Annotated in this window: 24 protein-coding genes and 3 pseudogenes; 11 read left to right on the top strand and 16 right to left on the bottom strand. The window is 64.9% G+C overall.

All coding sequences use genetic code 11. From position 1 onward, the window contains the following. Positions 1–57 precede the first annotated feature (57 nt). The 3 genes from ABI214_RS00325 to ABI214_RS00315 form a co-directional block, all read right to left on the bottom strand. Positions 58–1,041, bottom strand: a complete 984-nt coding sequence (locus tag ABI214_RS00325; RefSeq protein WP_348605227.1) for a hypothetical protein — start codon at positions 1,039–1,041, stop codon at positions 58–60. A 170-nt stretch (positions 1,042–1,211) separates the two neighbouring features. Then, the gene (locus tag ABI214_RS00320) at positions 1,212–1,769 is read right to left on the bottom strand and encodes a GtrA family protein (protein WP_348605226.1); all 558 of its coding nucleotides are present in this window, start codon (positions 1,767–1,769) and stop codon (positions 1,212–1,214) included. Between the two features lie 141 nt (positions 1,770–1,910). Next, the gene (locus tag ABI214_RS00315) at positions 1,911–2,072 is read right to left on the bottom strand and encodes a hypothetical protein (RefSeq protein ID WP_348605225.1); all 162 of its coding nucleotides are present in this window, start codon (positions 2,070–2,072) and stop codon (positions 1,911–1,913) included. A gap of 470 nt (positions 2,073–2,542) precedes the next feature. On the opposite strand from ABI214_RS00315, the gene ABI214_RS00310 reads away from it, so the two are divergent. The 3 genes from ABI214_RS00310 (at position 2,543) to ABI214_RS00300 (ending at position 4,726) form a co-directional block, all read left to right on the top strand. Next, positions 2,543–3,697 (top strand): glycosyltransferase 87 family protein, encoded by a 1,155-nt coding sequence (locus ABI214_RS00310; protein WP_348605223.1) that lies wholly within the window; start codon positions 2,543–2,545, stop codon positions 3,695–3,697. Positions 3,698–3,834: 137 nt separating this feature from the next. Continuing rightward, the gene (locus ABI214_RS00305; RefSeq protein WP_348605222.1) at positions 3,835–4,023 is read left to right on the top strand and encodes a hypothetical protein; all 189 of its coding nucleotides are present in this window, start codon (positions 3,835–3,837) and stop codon (positions 4,021–4,023) included. A 169-nt stretch (positions 4,024–4,192) separates the two neighbouring features. Beyond that, on the top strand, positions 4,193–4,726 hold the full coding sequence (locus ABI214_RS00300; RefSeq protein ID WP_348605221.1) for a hypothetical protein: 534 nt from the start codon (positions 4,193–4,195) through the stop codon (positions 4,724–4,726). A gap of 265 nt (positions 4,727–4,991) precedes the next feature. Here the strand turns inward: ABI214_RS00300 and ABI214_RS00295 are convergent, their stop codons facing one another. Then, positions 4,992–5,225 (bottom strand): hypothetical protein, encoded by a 234-nt coding sequence (locus ABI214_RS00295; protein ID WP_348605220.1) that lies wholly within the window; start codon positions 5,223–5,225, stop codon positions 4,992–4,994. Between the two features lie 386 nt (positions 5,226–5,611). Next, positions 5,612–5,803, bottom strand: coding sequence for a hypothetical protein (locus ABI214_RS00290; protein WP_348605219.1), 192 nt, complete (start codon positions 5,801–5,803; stop codon positions 5,612–5,614). A gap of 593 nt (positions 5,804–6,396) precedes the next feature. Here ABI214_RS00290 and ABI214_RS00285 point away from each other — a divergent pair. Both ABI214_RS00285 and lepB read left to right on the top strand, forming a co-directional pair. Then, positions 6,397–7,197: a class I SAM-dependent methyltransferase gene (locus ABI214_RS00285; RefSeq protein WP_348605218.1), complete on the top strand. Its 801-nt coding sequence runs from the start codon at positions 6,397–6,399 to the stop codon at positions 7,195–7,197. An 819-nt stretch (positions 7,198–8,016) separates the two neighbouring features. After that, a pseudogene (gene lepB, locus ABI214_RS00280) lies at positions 8,017–8,688 on the top strand (signal peptidase I); the annotation flags it as partial. 909 nt (positions 8,689–9,597) lie between these two features. Here lepB and ABI214_RS00275 read toward each other — a convergent pair. The 4 genes from ABI214_RS00275 to ABI214_RS00260 all read right to left on the bottom strand — a co-directional run bounded on the left by ABI214_RS00275 (position 9,598) and on the right by ABI214_RS00260 (position 12,588). Continuing rightward, the gene (locus ABI214_RS00275; RefSeq protein WP_348605217.1) at positions 9,598–10,362 is read right to left on the bottom strand and encodes a hypothetical protein; all 765 of its coding nucleotides are present in this window, start codon (positions 10,360–10,362) and stop codon (positions 9,598–9,600) included. Next, positions 10,359–10,928 (bottom strand): RNA polymerase sigma factor, encoded by a 570-nt coding sequence (locus ABI214_RS00270; RefSeq protein WP_348605216.1) that lies wholly within the window; start codon positions 10,926–10,928, stop codon positions 10,359–10,361. Before ABI214_RS00270 ends, ABI214_RS00275 begins: the two co-directional genes overlap by 4 nt. A gap of 626 nt (positions 10,929–11,554) precedes the next feature. Continuing rightward, complete coding sequence (locus tag ABI214_RS00265) at positions 11,555–12,064, bottom strand: putative immunity protein (RefSeq protein WP_348605215.1); 510 nt, start codon at positions 12,062–12,064, stop codon at positions 11,555–11,557. Next, a complete protein-coding gene (locus ABI214_RS00260; protein WP_348605214.1) occupies positions 12,061–12,588 on the bottom strand; it encodes a putative immunity protein in 528 nt (175 codons plus the stop codon). The genes ABI214_RS00265 and ABI214_RS00260 overlap by 4 nt, the downstream gene beginning before the upstream one ends. 168 nt (positions 12,589–12,756) lie before the next feature. Here ABI214_RS00260 and ABI214_RS00255 point away from each other — a divergent pair, with 168 nt between their 5' ends. The 5 genes and pseudogenes from ABI214_RS00255 to ABI214_RS00235 all read left to right on the top strand — a co-directional run bounded on the left by ABI214_RS00255 (position 12,757) and on the right by ABI214_RS00235 (position 16,478). Next, positions 12,757–13,452: a MerR family transcriptional regulator gene (locus ABI214_RS00255; protein ID WP_348605213.1), complete on the top strand. Its 696-nt coding sequence runs from the start codon at positions 12,757–12,759 to the stop codon at positions 13,450–13,452. 176 nt (positions 13,453–13,628) lie between these two features. After that, positions 13,629–13,810: pseudogene (locus ABI214_RS00250) on the top strand (NlpC/P60 family protein); the annotation flags it as partial. A gap of 903 nt (positions 13,811–14,713) precedes the next feature. Beyond that, on the top strand, positions 14,714–14,917 hold the full coding sequence (locus ABI214_RS00245; protein ID WP_348605212.1) for a cold-shock protein: 204 nt from the start codon (positions 14,714–14,716) through the stop codon (positions 14,915–14,917). Between the two features lie 363 nt (positions 14,918–15,280). Beyond that, the gene (locus ABI214_RS00240) at positions 15,281–15,817 is read left to right on the top strand and encodes a DUF1109 domain-containing protein (protein WP_348605211.1); all 537 of its coding nucleotides are present in this window, start codon (positions 15,281–15,283) and stop codon (positions 15,815–15,817) included. A 208-nt stretch (positions 15,818–16,025) separates the two neighbouring features. Next, a complete protein-coding gene (locus tag ABI214_RS00235) occupies positions 16,026–16,478 on the top strand; it encodes an HIT family protein (protein ID WP_348605210.1) in 453 nt (150 codons plus the stop codon). 68 nt (positions 16,479–16,546) lie between these two features. On the opposite strand, the gene ABI214_RS00230 is transcribed toward ABI214_RS00235, so the two are convergent. Both ABI214_RS00230 and ABI214_RS25410 read right to left on the bottom strand, forming a co-directional pair. Further along, positions 16,547–16,894 (bottom strand): PLD nuclease N-terminal domain-containing protein, encoded by a 348-nt coding sequence (locus ABI214_RS00230; RefSeq protein WP_348605209.1) that lies wholly within the window; start codon positions 16,892–16,894, stop codon positions 16,547–16,549. Next, positions 16,834–17,109 (bottom strand): transposase, encoded by a 276-nt coding sequence (locus ABI214_RS25410; protein WP_408587477.1) that lies wholly within the window; start codon positions 17,107–17,109, stop codon positions 16,834–16,836. Before ABI214_RS25410 ends, ABI214_RS00230 begins: the two co-directional genes overlap by 61 nt. Here ABI214_RS25410 and ABI214_RS00225 point away from each other — a divergent pair. Then, on the top strand, positions 17,002–17,217 hold the full coding sequence (locus ABI214_RS00225; RefSeq protein WP_348605208.1) for a hypothetical protein: 216 nt from the start codon (positions 17,002–17,004) through the stop codon (positions 17,215–17,217). The two genes, ABI214_RS25410 and ABI214_RS00225, sit on opposite strands and share 108 nt — an antisense overlap. A gap of 537 nt (positions 17,218–17,754) precedes the next feature. Here ABI214_RS00225 and ABI214_RS00220 read toward each other — a convergent pair. The 5 genes and pseudogenes from ABI214_RS00220 to ABI214_RS00200 all read right to left on the bottom strand — a co-directional run. Then, positions 17,755–17,916: pseudogene (locus ABI214_RS00220) on the bottom strand (RNA polymerase subunit sigma); the annotation flags it as partial. 2 nt (positions 17,917–17,918) lie between these two features. Next, entirely contained in the window at positions 17,919–18,434 is a 516-nt protein-coding gene (locus tag ABI214_RS00215; protein ID WP_348605207.1) for a methylated-DNA--[protein]-cysteine S-methyltransferase, read from the bottom strand. A 95-nt stretch (positions 18,435–18,529) separates the two neighbouring features. Further along, positions 18,530–18,952, bottom strand: a complete 423-nt coding sequence (locus ABI214_RS00210) for a VOC family protein (protein ID WP_348605206.1) — start codon at positions 18,950–18,952, stop codon at positions 18,530–18,532. After that, positions 18,949–19,152 (bottom strand): hypothetical protein, encoded by a 204-nt coding sequence (locus ABI214_RS00205; protein WP_348605204.1) that lies wholly within the window; start codon positions 19,150–19,152, stop codon positions 18,949–18,951. Before ABI214_RS00205 ends, ABI214_RS00210 begins: the two co-directional genes overlap by 4 nt. Positions 19,153–19,294: 142 nt before the next feature. Then, the gene (locus tag ABI214_RS00200) at positions 19,295–19,990 is read right to left on the bottom strand and encodes an alpha/beta fold hydrolase (protein WP_348605203.1); all 696 of its coding nucleotides are present in this window, start codon (positions 19,988–19,990) and stop codon (positions 19,295–19,297) included. Positions 19,991–20,122: the final 132 nt, after the last annotated feature.

Raw genomic sequence — 20,122 nt, 5'->3', positions numbered from 1 at the left:
TGAGTCGCATCAGCGGGGAGCATTCATGGTGATGACTTCCTCGCAGTAGGGGCGTTGTCAGCTTCCGAACGGGAGGGTGGTGCTGCCGGTCCCGGGCTGGGGTGCGGTGGCGTTGACGGGCAGGGACAGAACCTGCCGGTGTCCCGAGTCGGCGATGTAGACGCGGTCGCCGTCGAGGTCGATGCCGGTCAGTCCGCGGAAGCCGCTGAACGGCAGGGTTACCGGGGTCGAGGTGCCGGCAGGCACTTTGCGGACCGTGCCGCCCGGTGGGGGCTTGCCGAGGGAGCCGAAATCGCCGTCGTACATGTTCGATTCGTCGACGTAGTACACATCACCGTCGCGGGCGACCAGGCTTGCGATGTTGCTCTCGCCCCGGTAGGGCAGGACGGTCGATTCCGGCGCTCCGGCAGGGAGTGTGAACAACCGCTTGGAATACATGTCGGTGGCGTAGACGTCACCGCCATCGACCGCGATCTCGACCGGCCCGCCGTCGAGGCCACGGAACGGTAGCTCGGTCGGGATCGACGCCCCCGCGGGCAGCTCGAGGACTCGCTGGTTGAACGTGTCTGCGACGTAGACGTTGCCGTCCTCGACCGCGATGCCCAACGGCTGATGCAACCCAGCGAACGGTAGAACCGTCGGCGTCGAGTGTCCGGCCTCGAGGAGGAGGACCCGGTCCTGGTCGAGGACGTACACGTTGCCGTTCTCGACTGCAATGCCCCAAACGTCGGTGAGCTCGCCCAGCGGCAGAACAGAAGGTGCGAAGGCGCCGGCGGGAAGAACGAGAACTTCCTTGGCGGTATCACTGTTGTTCGCCACGTATACGGCACCGTTGTCGGCGGCGACACGGACGAGGTAGTCGGCCGTCGGAAACGCGAATGCCGTCTGCCCCGGTACTGGCACGCCAACGTCGAGAAGGAAGGACTGGACGGCCATGCCGGCATCGGCGAGCGGCTCCGCCGCCGCCGCACCCGCCGATCCCATCTCCACGACGACCACCGCGGCTGCGACGCCGACGGCGCACTTCTTCACAACAGCCATGCTTCCCCCTCGGCCGAATGGACCACCCCTGGTGTGCGTGACGCTAACCGCATGAGCGACCTGCACATCGCCAATGTCGTTGTGCGGGCGTCGATTGTTACCGGCCGTTGACCGATCGGCGCGCGCTCAGCGGCTGTGGTTGACCGCTGGACACCGTGGCCAGCCCACTGTCATTCCGTTTCGCCGGCCCCGCCGATGCGTTCCACCGCTCGTGCGATTTCCTCGTCCGGGGCTTGTCCGGTGTAGGTCTGGTCGGGAAAGACGAAGCGCCGCATTGCCCACCACCGGAAGGCGGTCGCCATGAGCGTTCCGATGATGGAGCCGCTGACGAAGTCGGAGACGTTATCGACGACGAGCGACACGTGGGGCACCCTCAGGTCGAAGACGTATCTCGCAATCCCGAGCGGGATCTGGTTGATTGCGACCCCGATTCCGGCCACGGTGAAGTACAGGGCGGCTTCGTGATGTCGCGGGCGGCGTCCGCGCTCGGCGAAGGACCATTCTCGGTTCAGGACGTACGACAGGATCGTGGCGACGAGGACCGCGAGCACGTTGGCGGTGATGGGCTTGTCGGTGAGCACTGTCCACTTCAACCCGAAGTACAGGACCACGGTCGCCACGAACGTGATGGCCCCGACGACGAGGAATTTGACCATCTCGGCACGCTCGAGCAGTCGAGTGAGCCAACGATTCGGGATGTGACCGACGATCCGTTCCGAGAATTGCATCCGGAGGGCACCTTTCGCGGTAGTCGTACAGCAAGGGCAGATCGATCGCCTGTGGATATCGGCCGTTATGGGGATCGGATAGTCGTTCCACGGGATGGCCCGCAATCACGCGCCGCTCCGGGTCTTCCCGCCCGGATTGGATCAGCTGCCGCACGGGATGTCGATACGTCCTGTGCTGGGGCCGGGCGTGCGCGTGTCGACAGGAAGCGCGAGGGCACGCTTGTTCTGGTGGTCGGTGAGATGGACGTTGCCGCCGTCGACCGCTATGCCTGCAAGCCCCTGGAAGCTCTGGAGCGCAACCACTCTGGAGGGCTGCGTGCCGCCAGGGAAGCTGTCGGCGGAGCTCACGCCGTGGATCGCGGCCCCGGCATCGAACCGCAATTTGTCTCCGCGGACACGAGTTCGGAGAGAGCTTCGGCCGATGCCGGCTCCCCTCCCGCGATCACTACACCCGCGGCCACCCCACCAGAAATCTTCCTACTGAACGGCATTTCATCCCCCCATGGTCGACGACCATTCGAACTGCTGTGACGGTACCGCACCGAGCCTTCACCGCATCGGCGCAGCGCTGGACCCGATCCAACTTTCATACCGCGCGGTAGGTTACGTTGGTTGGGCGTCGTCTTCGCAGAAGGGCTGAGGCGGGGTCCGGGGAGGGACTGTTCATCATGCGTGGCGGCACCAGAGATCTGCCGGCATCAGACTCCGATGTCACCGAGGCACAAAGCGATCGACAATTCCCTGCAGGATGGCCGACGCTTGCTGTCATCGCCGTGATCGCGACGGCGGCGACGGTGCTGCTGTTCACCACGGTCAACCCGCGGATGCCGTACACCGGGCTGTTCATGGGCGGCGCTGATCTCGATGTCTACCGCGACGGGGCGCGGCATGTGATGGCTGGGCTGCCGCTATACACCGAACCGGTGATTCACGGTCTGCTGTATACCTACACGCCGTTCTCGACGTTGATGTTCCTCCCGTTCGGGCTGCTGCCGGGCGAGATCGACAAGTACATCTGGATGGGCGTCAACGTCGTTCTCCTGGCGGCGATCGTCGCCCTGTGCTGGCGGATGCTGGGCTACCGCCTTGGTGGCCACGCGGTTGCCGTGTCGACGCTGCTGACCTGCAGTTTCGCGTTCCTCGAACCGGTCCGCACGACGCTGTTCTATGGACAGATCAACCTGGTGCTGATGGCGCTGGTGCTATGGGATGCCTACCGGGACGAGCACAGCAGGCTCAAGGGCATCGGGGTCGGGATCGCGGCGGGAATCAAGCTGACGCCGGCGTACTTCGTGCTCTACTACCTGGCTCTGCGGCAATGGCGGGCCGCCGCGGTCGCGACCGTCACCATCGCTGCGACGATAGGCGTCAGCTGGGCTGTGCTGCCCAGGGATTCGTGGCAGTACTGGACGGAGACGTTCTTCGATTCCACCCGAATCGCGGATGAGGGGCACGCGGCGAACCAGTCACTGCGCGGGGCGCTCACCCGGATCATCGGCGAACCAACTCCTACGTGGCTGTGGTTGCTGCTCGCGGCAATCATCATCGCCGTGAGTTTGTGGGTGGTTGCGCGACTGCACCGCGGTGGAGAGACCCTGCTTGCGGTCACCATCGCAGGGTTCACCGCCTCGGTCGTCTCCCCGTTCTCGTGGAGCCACCACTGGGTGTGGTTCGTTCCACTGCTCGTCTGGACCGTGCACCGCGCCCTGACGAACGCATGGTGGTGGCTGGGAACGGTCGCGCTCTTCGGTGTCGCTGGATCATGGGCCTACCAGTTCCCGGGCCGGTTGGTCGTCGGGCTGTACTTGTTCCCACCCACATGGATCCCGTGGGACGTGCTCGTGAACCTCTACGTCCTGGCCTACTCAGCAATTCTGGCCGGCGCGGCCGTCATCGCACGCCGGCTACCACGAGATCGTGCGCCGTGAACCCATACTCCGGCAGGAGACACGTCGCTGCCGACCACAGTGTCCTCCATCGCTGAAACAATCTCGTGACGCACACCCGATAGACAGTGCGACACCACTCGGTGTCCGCGAATTCGAATGGAAGGGACGGAGATTCGATGGGCTCTCTCGGTATGGTCTTCGACGGGGTCGCTGTGAACGACCTCCTCGTCATGGGCAGCGCGGTGATCGCATTGGCGCCCTTCGACCTCGCATTCCACGGCATCGGAGAGCTGCTCGGATTTCCTCATGACGTCGTCAACGGTGCCTGGAGATCGATCCTTCAGGGACTCATCGACCTCTCCTGAGCGAGAGGCTGCACCAACGCCTGCCATACCCGTTCACACTTCTGCGGAACGGTATGCACGTCAGTAACGAAGTCAGACGACTCGACGAGATACCAAAGGAAGGGGCGGGGAGGGGCGCTAGTCGTCCCCTGCGGTCACGCAACGCCACAACAAACAGGGGGAGATCATCATGCAAGCACGTCAATTGAAGCATTTGCTGACTGCGACAGCCATCACCGCAGCAGCGGTAATGGGTGGGGCCGTTCCCGCAGCAGCCACCCCGAACGCAGACCCGTTGGCGCCAATCACCACCGCAGCATCCAGCCTCGCCTCCGGCGACAGCGTCGCCCCACAAGGAATCACCACTCAGACACTGATCGCTGCCCGCAACGCGGGATTCCCGATCTACGAGGCCATTCAAGACGTGGTCGTCAACGCAACGAAGATGGGCACGACATACGCGACCGAGTACCGGCGCGTCTACGAGATCGACGCCCTGAACTCGCCGACAACGAAGTTCGTCGGGGTCGGTGCCACCGCGCCAGACCGCTTCGCCGTCGTCCACCAAGGCCTCGAACCAATCGTGGTCAACGTGCGCCCGCCCGCAACCCCGCAGCCCTACCAAAGACTGACCTACGACGCGACGCCGCAGACCTGGTGGAACAGCCCGCTCGTCCAGATCCCAGACGGCGGCCCCAGCGTCGGCATCGCACTCGTGCGCTAGCGACCCCTCCGTGCTGAACCGCCCCGGTCGAGCTCGTCGGCCGGGGCGCTCTCATACACTCTGGTACTGGCCAGCTGCGCCGATCCTGAATGCTGTCGGCTGTCCATATCTCCGCCAATCCCTGCTGTTGCGAGCCGATTCGAGGCCACCGAATCCGGAGGCCGTGGAACGCCGCCGCGATAGGCCCTCCCCCGTGTGTCCGCGATTCCCAAATTTGATGACGCCTCGGAACCACCTTGGTTCGAATGCTGGCGAGTCTCCTTGCTTAGTGCAGAGAAGCCAACTTGAGCCAGTTGCGGAGGGTCCCGCGCATGCGCGTTTCCAATTGCACTGCGCAAATATGGATTCGGAGCGGGAGAAGGTCGGCGCGGGTGAAGCCCGCACCGCCGGGGAAGATGCTCGAGGTGTCGACGATGACGTCGGCCGGTACGAGGAGTCGGCGCAGGACCGGGGATTCCGGGAAGGATTCGGTCCAGCCGTCGAGGCCCGGTCCGGTCATCGAGCGACCGTCAGGGCAGCCGGGGCTGCCGCGTGTTCGGCGGTCGTCCACGAGATTGCGCCCTGTCCGCCGCGGACGTCGACGCGGGCACGACTGGTCTGGCGGCTGTGGGCGGTGACCTCGACATCGAGGCTGACCCCGGTGATCCCGCCGTAGCCGGCGCCGAATCCCCTCGTAGCTGGCGGCCCGGGCGTCGAGGTGCAGGTCGACAGTTGGCCAGCGCCCCTCGGTGACGACGAGAAGGGAGTCGTTCTTCCAGGTTCGAGCGGCGACCGCGCGGGAACGACTCGGCGGGACGTCGACACCCCCGAGCGACAGGACCACCAGAATGACCCCGTCGACCAGGACAGCCGCGACCTCTACCGGATCGGCCGTACCCAAGTCGCTCACGACGGCGCACCGGCGGAGGTCAGCGCCGCGCCCATCTCCACAGCCGCCAGCAGACCCAGGCTGGGACGACCGACCAGCGCGGCCCACCTGCCGGAGCCCGTGACCGAGGCGAGGAGACCCGCCTGGAGCGACGCCACACCGGAGACCTCGACGATGGAGCCGCGGACGAGACCACCATGTGGCAGCAAGTCGGCGAGTGGGCCCGGCACGGGCAGGGTGCACAGCGACGTCGATGGCTGCCGCTCGTTATCCGGCTCGTCAGTATCGGAAGTTGGAACTGTGCAGGTTAGCGCGGCAAGCGAAGGACGTGTCGACCCGGCCGAGCACGCGGGAGTCTCGGCCATCCGCCGCCGCAGATGCTCGATTGTCGCGGCCCGCGACTCCAACACACGTCTCACCGCCTCTCACGCCCACTCCCTCGATATTCGAACACCAGTTCGAACGCCGCGTCTGGCCTCACCTGACGACGGCGATCACACGCCGGTCGCGGATTCTCGGGATACGGTCGAGGCAGTTCGATCGGCCAAGGGGAATCGTGCTGATCGGAGTGTGCGCCGAATCCCTGTGGGGTTCGGCGACATCGGTCGTTGTCGCCGTCGGACTCGATCAGGTCCTGGGGGAACTTGCTCCGTTCGAGTGCGCTCGGCTGCACTGCCGCCGCGCTCGCTGATCCGCAACATCGAAGCGTGTCTAATGGTCGTTTGACCGGAGTGGCACCGTATCGTCGATTTGTCGGAATTGCGCATATGCGCCCGCTGGGTGCGATGGAGGTCGGGGTTCTATGGTGCAGACGAGGACGTCCAACGGTCGGTACGGCGACGAACTGTTCGGGCATGAGCGCAGCGATGAGCGCGATCGCTTGAACGCACTCACCCACACATACGACGAGATCACGTTCGCGCGGCTCGACTCGCTGCCGATTCGGTCGGACTCACGGTGCTTGGACATCGGCGCGGGCACCGGCACGGTTGCCGTTTCGCTCGCCGACCGCGCTAGCTCGGGACGCGTCATCGCCCTCGATCGCAGCACCGCGTTCCTGGATCCGAATACCCGCGAGAACCTCGAGGTAATGGAAGCGGACATCACCACAGCGGAGTTCCCGCCTGGCAGTTTCGATGTGATCCACGCACGCTTTGTTCTCATGCACATGCCCGAGCGGGAAGAGGTCATCCGCCGTGTGGTGTCGTGGTTGGCTCCGGGTGGCTGGCTCCTGTTGAGTGAAGGCATCGATCCGCTCAGCTCCACCTCCCCGAACAATCTCTACAGCAGGCTGTTCGCGGGAGTGTGGGACGCCATGCATCGGTCGATGGGTACCGATGTGAATTGTGCCCGCAACTATCCGGCGATGCTCGCCGAGCACGGGTTCGTGCACATCGGTACCGATGTGCACGTGCCGCACGTTCGTGGCGGCAGCCCGATGGCAGAGTTCTATCGTGTGGGCGGCAGCCAGATGCGAGAGTCGATCATTGCTGCGGGCCACCTCGACAACAATGAGTTCGACGCGGGCATGGCCCTGTTCGACGACCCGACCTTCATTGATTTCGCGATGGGAATGATCTCGGTGTGGGGGCAACGGGGCTGACTACGATCCCATTGTCGACGGCGGTCTGAGAATGACCCGCAGCGACGAGGCGGGTTCTGGTCAACGTCGCAACACCGACGGATCCTGTGTGGCGAGCATGTCGGTGAATAGTTCAGCGGGGCAACGGCTGGCTGCGCGTACGTGTGCGGCCTCCTTGACCAAGTCCTCGCTGCGCCGCGCCGCGAGGATCACGACCTACACACGTTTTAGTCGGCCTTGTTTGATTCATCGATTCCCGGACGCGGTTCATCCGCGCAACATCACAGGTCTGGGTCGTCGTGCGACTGTCCTGTTTGACAATCGCCAATAGAACGACGCTCACCAACCTTCGTTCTGCCCGAGCCGCCGCCGCAAGTCAGGACGGCCACAGGATTGAAACTCTCGGGGACCGTTCCTGGTTCAGGTGGCGGGAAGGTCTGTGGCGCCGGCGACGGGAAGTGACCGGGGAACATGCCTGGATCCAGACATGTCACTTCTGCAGCCACCTGCGCTGCGTCGGGACGCGTCGGTGGCCATTCGTGCAGATAGATCACCCCGGCAGCCGCAAGGCCTGCCACCAGAGCGACTATGCCGGCGTCCCTCACCTTCATCGTGTCGACGATGGGACGCCGGTGTGAGGACATAGCAACGTTGGGGAGGATCGACCGTGTCATCCGACTGATCAGTGCAACTCCGATAACCTGGCCGACCATGACAGGCGACGACGATTCCGAGTCGAACCGTGGAGACGGGGCACAAAAAGGGGCAGTCTCGGGTTCTGATGGCACACAGGCGGACCCGAACTCCTCCGTCGGCAAGGACAACCCGCCGTAGCAGCAAAGGTCGTTCCTGCTGGAGTTGCCGATTCTCGTGGTTGTCGCACTGGTACTGAGTTTTCTGCTCCAGACGTTCCTCGCACGGGTGTATCTGATTCCGTCGGAGTCGATGGAGCCGACGTTGCACGGCTGCACCGGGTGTACGGGCGACCGGATCGTCGTGGACACGGTGTCCTATCGATTCGGTGACCCCGAGCCGGGTGACGTTGTGGTGTTCAAGGGTCCACCGTCGTGGAGCGAGGACTACCAATCGACACGGTCGAGCAACGTCATCGTCCGCGGCGCGGAGAACCTGGGGTCCTCGGTCGGCCTGGTCCCGCCGGACGAGAACGATCTGGTCAAACGCGTGATCGCGGTGGGAGGGCAGAAGGTGCAGTGCCTACCCGAGGATCCCGCCGTGATGGTCGACGGAAAACCCTTGTCCGAGACATACATCGATCGCACAATGCCCGGCGACGACAGCGCATGCCAGGGCAGGTTCTTCGGCCCCGTCACCGTCCCGGAGGGCAACGTGTGGGTGATGGGCGACAACCGTGCGAACTCCAAGGACTCACGATTCCTTATGAGCGACGACCGGCAAGGAACCATCCCGGTCTCGGACATCATCGGCAAGGTCCGCTTCATCGTCCTGCCTCCGTCTCGCTGGGGCGCCGTCCACGCCATCGATCCGCAGTAGCACGGGTGACCGCGTAGTTCGCTGCTTCTCCACGAGATGGAGGTAGGCCGAAAACAGCTGATACCTGCGACTTTCAGCTGTCAGATTCACGCGACTGACAGCTGAGGATCACAGCTGAAGAACGTCACTGTCGAGGACCCGCACTAACGTCGACGTCCCATCCACCTTGGTCGTCCCAGCTCAAACATCAACGAAGCACAGAGGAGTCAACGGCCGGCGCCAGGAAGATCGTGCACGCGTATGTCACTGCAGCACACGCCACCGAAATCCCAAGGAACCAGCCGGTACCCGAGAGCGCATACCCCTGCGCCGCCGAAGCCAACACACTCCACACAAAGAACGCGGCCATCAGCAAGAACACCGCGGCGGCCGAACAGATCCCGAACCGCTGACGCCACCACCGAGTCGATCGCGGCGGCCAAGCCTGAGCCGACCGCATAGCCAGATGACCGCCCACGATCGACACGGACCCGACCACGGCTCCGATCAACGCACCGACTGGCATCACAAGGAGCACCACACCCACGGAGAGGCCACTGCGTAGTGTTCCAAGGGCTGCAACAGCTCCCACCCCAGACGCGACACCGATCTGCCTGATTATCCACCCCATGCGTGGGCATCCCACGCCGATAGCGCCGCCACTGCAACCATGGAGCCGCGCCATCTGCACAGTTGAGTCGGGTCGCTCATCGCCGATCCGCGGCGCCCCACCCGCGTGCACCGGCACACCGACGACGAGTCGAGCAGCAGCGACCGGCCGACCCGGCGATTCACCACGACGTCACCGCCTGAGCGATCCGCTCGACCTGCTGGCTGCTCACCGTCGGCGTCGTGGCCGCGTACACCACCGACATCTCACCCATACAACAGCCGGTATCTTTCCGCGCCAGAGCGGAATCAGAAGTTCGGTCAGATTTCGATGCTTCCGACGACCGTGCCGTCGGGGGCATATCCGGTGAGGACCGGGCGGGGACTGCCGGCCGCCGGTGTCGGGAACCAGCCGTAGAAGCTGCCGTCGGCGAGGACCGTGGGCAGCACCTGCCCGGTGCTCATGCGCAGTTCGGCACGCACCGCAGCTCCTGCTACTGCGTCGTAGGTGAACGCTGTCGGGAGCTCCTCGCCGTCGGCACCGGCGCCGTATTCCGCGACCATCACGCCGGCACCGTCGCCGAATGAAAATTCACCCGAACCCTCGGGTCCCTGCCTGCACCGGCCGCCCAGGTCGGTGAACTCCGACGGTCCGGCGTCCGCGGCACTGGCGGCGCTCTCGAACACCGCGGCCAGGCACCGCTGGCTTCCGGCACCGCGCGCCACGAAGACGCTGAACACACGGCCGTCCGGGCCGGGGATGGACGCAATGCGCTCGGCGGCAGCGGGGTCCACCGCGGTCTCCCCCGGTCCCGGGAGATCCCGCCAGAAGTAGTAGTGGTCGGTGAACGCCTTCGGCATCAGCCCGGTGGCGGCCGCGCACGCGCCGATGGCGCCCACCGCGAACAGTGCCGCGGTGAGAGCCACCGCACCGACCCGCCTGGGCCGCACCGCGGGAGCCGTCGGTGTGGAGGTGGTCGCCACGATGCGGGCCCGTTCGGTGGCCAGCCCATGCTGCGGCCACAGTCGGTCGGCGCCGGTGTCGGGTCGCATGGCCTCGAGGGTCTTCAACAGGTCCTTCGTCATCGGATGCTCCTCGGTTCGGTGCTGGCCCCCAGCAGGATCGGGTCGACGGCGTCAGTGCCGGGGCCGGCCTGCAAACGACGTCGGGCACGAAACAACCGCACGTGCATGGCCGGGACGGAACACCCCACAACGCGGGCAGCCTCGGCGGCGCTCAACCCGTCCCACGCGGTCAGGAGCAGCGCCTCGCGCTCCGTCGACGTCAAGGTCGCCAGGGCCTCGAGCACTTCGGCTCGGTCGGTGACCGTGATGTCGGCGCCCGGCGTCGACCCCGCGACGTGTTCGATGCGGGCCATCTTCTCGGTCAACGCGTCGCGGCGGCGATCGGTGCGGCGCTGATTCGACATGGTGTTGCGGGCAACCACTAGCAGCCAGGGCAGTGCCTTTTCGGGGACCTCCGGCAGCCGCCGCCACGCGACCATGAACGTCTCGGACACCACCTCCTGTGCGGTGTGATGATCCACGTGTCGGCAGGCATACGCGGACACCCGCCCGACATAGTCGCCCCACAGCGCGGTGAACCGCACAACATCCCCCGGTGCCGGTGAACCCGGCTGTTCCTCTCCCATATGAAGAAGTGTCCGGATGTCCGCTGATACTTACCAACGTCTTCAAACTCTGCGGCTGCTGCGCCACCAACACTCGACGACTGGCTAGAGCTCTCCGGCACGAACGCGGAGAGAATGCTCGTTTGCCGGCCTGCCCGCGGACTGCCCGCCCACCGTCGCCTGCTCGACAGCTACATCCGCGACGCGCGTCGCATCGGCGGCCACAAACGGTGCGGCGGCATGATCTCCGCGTCTGCCAACGGCCTGGACGTCGTTCGACGATGGGCGAGCGCCAACGGCTACTGCATCCATCACAAGTCCCGCGTCCCACACGCCTTACTAGAGGAGAACGCCACCGCGCACCACTTCCAGCGCCCAGGCGATGTACCCCGGAAGCGAGTTCCGGGACTGCACAGTCGATCGTCCTCGCCGTCGCCGTACCGGGTCCGATCGGCGGCAGTGGCCTCGGCACTTCCTCGGTGACTGCGCCAGTGCCCGCTGGCCCTTCTCTCTTCCGCGTTCCGATCCTCTTCGACCCGACGCTGCTGCCGGCTCAACGTCCGGTGCCGCCGCCCCTTGTGGGGACGGAATCCGGCTGCCGGTCAGTTCGGCGCGTAGCTCTGCGCGTTGGAGGCACGAGTCTCAACTCAGTCGGAGAACACTGACCAGCAGATGCTGTTGCGCCGGGCTTGGTCCTCGAGGACGAGCCTCCGGACCGGTTCAGGAAGCTTGTCGCGCTGCCAGTCACGCTCGATTCGGCCTGCCCAAGAATTGTCGGGTTGCGCGCTTCGAACTGCCTTGATCGCGTATGCCGCAGCGCCGAGATCATGTTCGGCGACGTGTCCAACGCATGCGGCCTGCCCGGCCGCGTAGGCAGCGAACCGAGCCGCGCCGACGAGGGGCCTTGCGGCGCCCATCGCGTGTCCACCTACTGCGCGTGCCTGCATCATCGGCATGTCACCGCGGGCCCATGCTCGGGCGGCCGCGACGGCGTCTCGGGGACGTGGGTCGTCAGGCTGCTCGCGCTCGAAATGGCACAGAACATGCTCGGCGCACTCTGCCGCCCAGAGCGCGAGCAACCGATGATCGGCATCGGTCAGCGAGCCACCCCGACGGATGGTCACCATGCGGGGGTCTCGGACCTTGGGCAGGATCATCGCTGCTCCATCACTCGGCCATCTCGCGTAGGCGGGGTTGGCGACTGGTCTCGCAGACGCCCGTCGAGTTCGTGCACGAGTTGGCTGACCCGATTCGTGCCGCCACCGATCCGCGGGTAGCGGTGGAGGACGTCGATGAGCAGCGGGGTCGCGAGGTTGGCGATGCGCTCGACCGGGTTGTCCTCGGCTGCCTCCTCGCGGGGGCATAGCTCGAAGACACGGATGGTGTGCGCCGATGCCCGCAGGATGTGGTTGACCTGGGGTGCGTCCGCCAGCGGATGCAGGTATGCCGACGCGGCGGCATCACCTGCAGCCATCGCGGCGTGGTACGGCACAGGCGATGCGGCTTCCTTTCCGGCACGGTGGGCGGCGGCTGCCGTCACTCGCTGGGCACGGGATCGGTGGTCCCCGTTGACGAAAGCGGCGGCGGCCGCGAGCGCCCCACGTGGCCTGCTGTCGTGCGGCCGATGCGCTTCGAAGAACGGGAGTACCTGTTCAGCCGAGGACACGGCAAAAGCCGTCACCGCCCTGAGCTCGTCCAAGGTCAAGGCGAAGTCTGGAGGACGCGGTTCGCGCCGTGTGGGGAATTCTGGCTGGATGTTCACGCTCTCTGATCGTAACTTTGAACTCTCGGTTGAATGTTTGCGCAACCTGCCTGCGGATATGGAGTGCGAAGCTTCAAAGGAGGATGAATGCGGCCGGTGGATCTCGCACGAGCAGTGGCTGTTTCCCAGCAGGCGGTGCGCAACTACGAGGAGGCCGGCATTCTGCCGCCCGCAACACGTCTCGCCAACGGCTACCGGCGCTACAGCGAGCTGCACCTAGCCGCGCTCGAGGCATTCGTCGCCCTCGTGTCCGCGATTGGTCACGGGCCCGCGCGCGAGATCATGGTGGCCTTCAACATGGGCGAGACGACACGGGCATTGGAAGCCCTTGACCGAGCCCATGCGCAGTTGCTCGTCGACCGGGACGCTGTGCGGATGCTGGACGACACGCTGGGTCATGTCCATCAGGACCCACCGCCGTCGATCAGATATTGCTCGCTCAGCGCAGGAGAGTTGGCCCGCCGACTCGGGGTCACTACGACCGCGCTCCGCGGATGGGAGCGTGCCGGAGTCCTTTCACCGATGCGAGACAAATCGGGACATCGCCGGTACGGCCGTCAAGACGTCCACGACGCCGAGTTGGCACACCTCCTGCGCCGCGCCAACTATCGGCTGGACCAAATCGCGGCAGTGATCCGCGAAACCCGCGCCGCTGGCGGTTCTGCTGAAGCCCACCGCGCCGTGCGCGCATGGGCCCAGCGGATCAACCAGAACAGCCGATCGCTCCTGACTGCCTCAGCGGCCCTCTCCGCTTACCTCACCCACCAGGAAAGCCAGCGGTGAAGCCCGCCGCTCGCCCCAAAGGGCCTGTTACCCACCCCAACCGCAACGTGGCCATGGCCCATCCTCATCGCTAACACCGGTCAGCTGGGTCGCAACTGTCCCTAACCTCCTGACCCGCAACACCTGGAGCGTGTTTCCTATTTGGTGAGAGACCTCACCCAGGTGCAGGCCGCTTCGGCGTCGAGATCCCCATCGAACAGGCCCAGCCAGGTGACCTCGTCTTCGGAGGTTGGGGACCGAACGGGCCTGGCCACGTAAGGATCTTCTCCGGCGGCGGCCAGCCGGTCCACGCCCCACCACGGGCGACGTCGTCAAGGAAACACCGCTAAAGGCCGGGATGAAGGCCCGCCGAGTGATGTACGGCCCACCCACTGCATCCGCGCAGATGCCCCCTAGCGAGCTGCAACCGACGACGGCGGTTCCGTGGCCCGGAATCGTTCGTATATGAGACGGGCTCCGCAGCGGCAGAGGTGGGGCCCGATCGCGGGTAGGAGCTGAGGTACGACATCAGCCGAGGTAGCGCGCCGGCGTCAGGTGAGTGGTCGGCAGACCCGCGCATCGACGTCCCGGAGTCAGGAAGCCCCGGACGCCCGGCATTGGAGTCGAGCGGAAGCAGTGGTCGGCAGCAGACTCTTCGGACGAGCCGTACAGTGGAGGAAACGTCTCATTCCCGGCGATCTCCTCACACCAGAGATTCGTCTCGGTGATCGAGTACATGAATAGACCGCGGCGCATTCAAGGCGCCGGCGATGAGGACCATCGGAGCCCTCACGCGAAGCTGCGCGCGAGCCGCCGAGAGGCTGCCGCCGAATGCGACACCGACAAGTAAGGACCAGCTGTGACCAGCACGCACGATTCCATCAACGGGCGACTCTTCTACGACCCGAAGGCTGAGGACGACGGCGGGAATAGCCATCCCCCGCGAGAGTTCACCGGCCCGACAACCACTCTGTCAGAGTCAGCACTGAAGACCAGCGAGGAGATCCACCGCACACTGTTCAGCGCCCGATAGTCGTCTGCGACAAAATTCATCGCTCCTCTGCCATGTCCGCTCACGCCGGGCTGTCCGCCCTCGTTCGGGACTTTCTGCGGTATCTGTGGTTGACTGTGGTCGGTCGTAGTATTTGTTTGCGTCTTGCCACGCTCGCAAATTCTTGTTGCGGGCGGTTGGATCTCCTGTTCGGGAATCGCCGTCGTGTGATATCGGCCCTGCCCTGCCCAGTTTCGGCAGAGCTATTGAGCATGAGAAGAGGAAATACACATGGCAGAAGGCACCGTGAAGTGGTTCAACTCCGAGAAGGGCTTCGGCTTCATCGCCCCTGACGACGGTTCCGCCGACGTCTTCGCGCACTACTCGGAGATCCAGAGCGGCGGGTTCCGCAACCTCGAAGAGAACCAGCGCGTGCGGTTCGAGATCGGTCAGGGCGCCAAGGGTCCGCAGGCGACCGGTATCACCGTCATCTGATCCACCCCCCGCTCTCCCCCTCGCGGGGATGTGAGGCACCGTCGGGCCCTGCCCCCGCTCTCTGCGGGGGCAGGGCCCGCCGTGTTTGCCGCTATCGGGAAAGCTCAAGCCGCGCAGCCGAATCCGTTGCGAGTTTCCGAGACTCATGGCGGTGATACTTCGGGCGTCAGTGGCGGTGGTCACCGGGGTGGCTGCATGAGATTTCGATGTGTTTGCACGGCATGTTTTGCGTCGGGCTCGATCATCATCAGCCAGCCGCTCGGACCCAGCTAGATTGTCTGGATGTGCGAGACGAGGCCTTCCGATTTGGAGCGGGCTGGTGCACGCAGGCGATATAAACCTCCTGGCCCCGCCGTCTCGATCGTGACGGTTCTCGCTGTCGGCCTGCTGCTCTGTCTCTACTACGGTTGGTGGCCATCTCGATTCGGTAGCTTCCAGTGGGCCGAGCCACTCCTCTTCTGCGTCGGCACGCTGCTGGCACTCGGTGTGGTGGGCCTGGTCTGGGCGATCCGCACACTGATCTATGTCGTAGAAGAACGTCGATGGTCGTGGTGGATTCTCCAGGCTCCGGCAATCGTGCTGAGCGGTGTTGCGCTTAGCGCCACTCTGCAGCCGACATCCTTCGACGAGATGCGACCGGAGTTCGAACAGGCCGCCCAGGAACTGCTCGCCAGCCCTGATAGAACCCGAGAGTACCTGGAGATTGGCCGGTTCGACATCTATCAGGCGTTCGAAGGCCGCGACGGTGAGGTCTACTTCGAGGAAGCGTCCTGGTTCTCCTTCGGTACCAGCACCGGATGGGTGTACTCGCCGAACGGCGAGCCTGCAGGGTTCGACGACTTCTCGTCGACACACCTTGGTGGGCCTTGGTATGAGTACGAATCCGTCTGGCGAGACTGAGTCCGCGCACCCCTGTTGCGTCTTACCGAACTGAGATACCTGTGCGTGCTGTCAAGCGCTGAACCGATTCGAGCACTGGCCGTGATCTCGGCGTGGGTCGACGAGCGAAGCGTCGGCCCGTACCGTTCTTCGAGGCTCTCGCACGCGCTTGCCTGGCCCAGGAGGGTCGTTCGGGTTGGTTTCGGGTGACCAAGATAGCTTCGTGGCCATGAGCAATCAGTGCGTGTTCTGCGGCATCGTGGCTGGGAGCGTTCCGAGCGTCAAAGTAGCTGAGGACGACACGACCTATGCCTTCATGGATATCAACCCTGGCTCGGACGGCCACGTCCTGGTCATTCCCAAGCAGCACAGCAAGGACCTGTTCGAGATCCCGGCCGATGACCTGACCGCGGTCACCCTGGCCGCACAGCGGATCGCAAAGGCGGCTGCGAGGGAGTTCGGTGCAGACGGGGTGAACGTGCTGAATTGCTGCGGCGCCGACGCTTGGCAGACGGTGTTCCATTTCCACCTGCACGTGATTCCGCGGTATGTCGACAAGACCAAGGATCGGCTGGTACTGCCCTGGCAGCCAGGGACTCCGGGCGACAAGGATACGACCGCCGCTCTGGGTGGCCGGCTCTCCGCCGTTCTGGGCGAGCGACTCGCCACGACCATGGACTGACCGGCCAAGGCGGAATCGTCGACCTGCACTGATTAGTTCCGCGTTCCATCTCTGCCACTTCCACGGCTTCAAGGCGTTCGACTCATCGACACGGGGCTGTGTTGGCTACGTGCGTGAACGAACCACACCATCACTCCGAGCAGCGGAAGGATCCACACGGCAAGGATCCACAACACAGTTCGCGTCACACCGAGCTTGGAAGAGACGACTGCGACAGTGGCATACAGGGCTGCGGCAGGCCAGACCATCAGCAGCAATCCAGCGACCGCCCACATTGCCAGGAACAGGCCAAATCCGGGCATGCAGTCCATGTCGGTTCGGACGCATTCGCTCAGCCCAGCTTCGGCAAGCACGTTCACAGCCATGTCGACGAAGCTACCGGCGCCGCGGCACTGTGAGGTCTTGCCTTCGGCCATCTTGCGCTGATGGTGGGCACACCCGTGGCTGCTTGGTGTTCTGGCCTGGGTGAGTCGACGATATGGATCGCGGAGTTCAGCGTGCGGTCCCCGGATCTGGACAGTCGATGGCGCTGTTTGTCGGCGCCGGCAACCTCGATGGGCGCGGTGCCGCTGCAGTTCGCGAATGCTGCCTCGTTCACGAACCGGGTGGGGTCGCCGGTGCGGGCAAGGATTCGGGCCGCGGTCACGATCCCGACGCCGGGGATCTCGAGGAGCTTGGTGCCGCTGGCGGTGAGTTCGGTCTTGATACGCGCGGTGACGCCGACATCAGCTGGGCGTAGGCGTCGAACGACGCCCGGATCTGGAGTGATCCGAGATCCCTGTCCACGAGAATGGCCGATCTGCTACGCGACCCGGACACGACCAACCCGGACGATGACGACGGAAAGAAGGCACACGCTGCTTCGTCGAACTACGCCGCGAGGACCTCGACACACGGTTCCCGGGCCTTCTCGATGCCGTCCTGAACGCCGCGGACGCCACAGCGCTAAACACCCTGGTGACCGATCGGACCGTCTTGGCTGCCCTCATACGCCAAGCCCAGCGGGGCAACAGCTTTCGACGCTACTCGGATCGCCTGCGGCTTCACCGCTCACGAAACGGTCCGACCAAGCACACGGAAACGGCACCGCGCGGGTCGATGGCGCAGTGCCGCCCGTGCCCACAACTCCACCACGCAGGCAGCTTCGGCTTCGCCGCGGACGGCGGCCCGGGGTCGTAACGGCAATGTGGCCGTGGCCGCACTGCCGACGCTACGGCTGCTGACGCTCGGGTGGGTGGGCGCCGGCAGCCATCGTTATTGGAACGGCACCATGCGGTTCCACGTTCGCTGTCCCGGGCAGGTCCAGGTAGGCGCGCATCGCAGCCAGGAATGTTTCCGACAAGGCGTCCTCGGCGTCGTGGACGCCGAGGATCACCCGGCAGACCCGCAGCACGGTGGGCCCGTGCTCGGTCGCTCTCCCCTCGAAGGGTGGTTTCACGATCAGAACAGCCGTCCCGCGTAGACCGCGGCCGGTTCCTCGAGCTCGAGCAGTGCACGCTTGCGCTTCAGGCTGCCCGCGTACCCAGTCAGTGATCCGTTCGCGCCGATCACCCGGTGGCATGGGATGAAGATGCAGAGCGGATTGGCGCCCACGGCTTGGCCGACCAGGTACGCGGAGGAACTGTCACCGAGCCGCTGCGCGATCTGCCCGTAGGTGGTGGTCTCACCGAACTCGATCGCCTTGACCTGTTCCCATACCTGCTGCTGGAAGTCGTCACCGTCCGGGTTCAATAGCAGATCGAAGCTGCGGCGCTGCCCGAGCAGATACTCGAGCAGCTGGCCGACAGCTTCGCCCAGGACCGTGTCGTCGACGAAGGACGCCGGCGGCCCGAACAGTTCCTGGGCCGGTCGCCGGATGTGATGCCGGAAATACACTCCGGTGACAGCCGCATCGCTCGCCATGATCGTGACCGGGCCGAGCGCCGCGGTGTCGATCACCGTGTGCCGAATATTCATCCGCTTCCCTTATCTCTCGTTCTCACCAGGCAGACGCTCACCAGGCATCGAACGTGAGAAACGGATTCCAGCTGTGTCACACCATCGCTGCGGGGTCAGTGGGTCGCGTTCCACGCCTTGTGGACGAACTCCAGGCGGTTGCCATCGGCATCGCGAACATTTGCGGCGTAATAGCCGGGTGCGAAGTAGGTTCGGTCGGCCGGTTCGCCTTCGTCGATGCCACCGGCCCTGATGGCAGCGGCGTACGCTGCGTCGACCATCTCGTTGCTGTCACAGACGATGCCCACATAGAGGCCCGTCTCGCCGGATACACGCCGGCGCAACCAGATGCTCGAGCCGACCCTTGCCCCGGAGATGTAGTCGGCGTCACCGATGCCGAAGAGGTCCGGCACGCCGTCCGGACCGTCTGCGGCGCTGTAGTTCCCGAACGCGCGCCACCCTGCGGGGCCGAGGGCTTCGAGGTAGAAGGCCAGTGCCCGGTCGATATCGGTGACGGAGATGTAGACGTGGTCGATCACTGTTCGTTCACTTTCCATGCGGCGGTGTTTGCCTGGGCGAACTCATCGAAGGTTCGTGCAGGGCGGCCGATGATCTCTTCCGCGTCGATGAACGCTTCGGCGCCGTCGCCGGTAGGGACGACAATCGCGCCGTCCAACGGCCGCAGGAAAGATCCCACGGCGCATTCGAAGTCGTGCCGTGCGCGGTCGTCGGGCAGCACGTGTCGCTCACCGCCGCTCGGCTGTTCGGTTCACGGCTGGTCGCCGCCCGCGGTTTCGACGCCCCTGATCCCGAGGCGAGCCAGACGAACAGACCGCGTGAATTCCCGCCCGATGAGGACTGTTCCCGCTGCTCCAGGCTGGTCACGCCCCTTGACAGGATCTCGCGGCGGTGCGGATCACGTCGATCACCAGGCTGGGCTGGGACAGCATCGGAACGTGGCTGCTGTCCGCCTCGTAGGTGCTTGCGTCCATGCGTTCGGCACAGAAGCGCTCCAGCTCGGGATGCACGGTGCGGTCGTTTCTGCCCACGATGTACCAGCTCGGCTTCGATTTCCATGCGGTGCCCGGGACCTGCTGCTCGAAGAGATCTGCGGCGGGCACCCCTTGAGTCGCCAACACGAGCTGCTGTTCCTGTTCGGAGAGATCACCTGCGAAGCATTCGATACCGTCCGATCGCAACCAGATCCGACCGTCTGCGATCTCGACGTGCGCGAACACATCCGTCGTGGGGAACTTGGCCTGCAGGCTCTGCGACGTCTCATCCTCGTCCGGGGCGAGCGCGGCGATGTACACGAGCCCCGCGACACGGTCATCGGTTCCCGCTGCTGTGATGACGGTGCCACCGTACGAATGCCCGACGAGGATAGCCGGGCTTCTGACCCGCCCCAGAGCCCGCTTGACCGCAGCGACATCGCCTTCCAGGGTGTCGAGGCTGTTCTGCGTGGACACCACCTCGTGCCCTTCTGCCTGCAATGCCGGTATCACCTTGCTGAAACAGGACCCATCGGCCCACAAGCCGTGGGCGAATACGATGCTCGGCGTGGTCGGCGTCGACATGATGCGCACCCTTCCTCGGCGCGAATCAGCCGGATCCGCTCCGGACTAGGTTTGTTCTCCGTCTTCTCACCGTGGCGGCCGGATCGGCCCCACAGACACCATCGTCCTCTCACGACCCGCAGCGGGGCCGGG

It is taken from the genome of Prescottella soli, from assembly GCF_040024445.1.
In the GTDB taxonomy this organism is placed as follows: domain Bacteria; phylum Actinomycetota; class Actinomycetes; order Mycobacteriales; family Mycobacteriaceae; genus Prescottella; species Prescottella soli.
The sequence above is the reverse complement of the archived record's forward strand: the minus strand, read 5'-3'. Positions and strand labels throughout refer to the sequence as shown.

Excerpts from the sequence above, each read along its gene's own strand:
- ABI214_RS00305 (WP_348605222.1), top strand. The coding sequence starts at position 3,835 with ATGGGCTCTCTCGGTATGGTCTTCGACGGGGTCGCTGTGAACGACCTC.
- ABI214_RS00295 (WP_348605220.1), bottom strand. The coding sequence starts at position 5,225 with ATGACCGGACCGGGCCTCGACGGCTGGACCGAATCCTTCCCGGAATCC.
- ABI214_RS00235 (WP_348605210.1), top strand. The coding sequence starts at position 16,026 with ATGAGCAATCAGTGCGTGTTCTGCGGCATCGTGGCTGGGAGCGTTCCG.
- ABI214_RS00270 (WP_348605216.1), bottom strand. The coding sequence starts at position 10,928 with ATGGGAGAGGAACAGCCGGGTTCACCGGCACCGGGGGATGTTGTGCGG.
- ABI214_RS00225 (WP_348605208.1), top strand. The coding sequence starts at position 17,002 with ATGGCGCTGTTTGTCGGCGCCGGCAACCTCGATGGGCGCGGTGCCGCT.
- ABI214_RS00285 (WP_348605218.1), top strand. The coding sequence starts at position 6,397 with ATGGTGCAGACGAGGACGTCCAACGGTCGGTACGGCGACGAACTGTTC.
- ABI214_RS00275 (WP_348605217.1), bottom strand. The coding sequence starts at position 10,362 with ATGACGAAGGACCTGTTGAAGACCCTCGAGGCCATGCGACCCGACACC.
- ABI214_RS00300 (WP_348605221.1), top strand. The coding sequence starts at position 4,193 with ATGCAAGCACGTCAATTGAAGCATTTGCTGACTGCGACAGCCATCACC.
- ABI214_RS00265 (WP_348605215.1), bottom strand. The coding sequence starts at position 12,064 with ATGATCCTGCCCAAGGTCCGAGACCCCCGCATGGTGACCATCCGTCGG.
- ABI214_RS00245 (WP_348605212.1), top strand. The coding sequence starts at position 14,714 with ATGGCAGAAGGCACCGTGAAGTGGTTCAACTCCGAGAAGGGCTTCGGC.
- ABI214_RS00325 (WP_348605227.1), bottom strand. The coding sequence starts at position 1,041 with ATGGCTGTTGTGAAGAAGTGCGCCGTCGGCGTCGCAGCCGCGGTGGTC.
- ABI214_RS00200 (WP_348605203.1), bottom strand. The coding sequence starts at position 19,990 with ATGTCGACGCCGACCACGCCGAGCATCGTATTCGCCCACGGCTTGTGG.
- ABI214_RS00255 (WP_348605213.1), top strand. The coding sequence starts at position 12,757 with ATGCGGCCGGTGGATCTCGCACGAGCAGTGGCTGTTTCCCAGCAGGCG.
- ABI214_RS00320 (WP_348605226.1), bottom strand. The coding sequence starts at position 1,769 with ATGCAATTCTCGGAACGGATCGTCGGTCACATCCCGAATCGTTGGCTC.
- ABI214_RS00230 (WP_348605209.1), bottom strand. The coding sequence starts at position 16,894 with ATGGCCGAAGGCAAGACCTCACAGTGCCGCGGCGCCGGTAGCTTCGTC.
- ABI214_RS00215 (WP_348605207.1), bottom strand. The coding sequence starts at position 18,434 with ATGAATATTCGGCACACGGTGATCGACACCGCGGCGCTCGGCCCGGTC.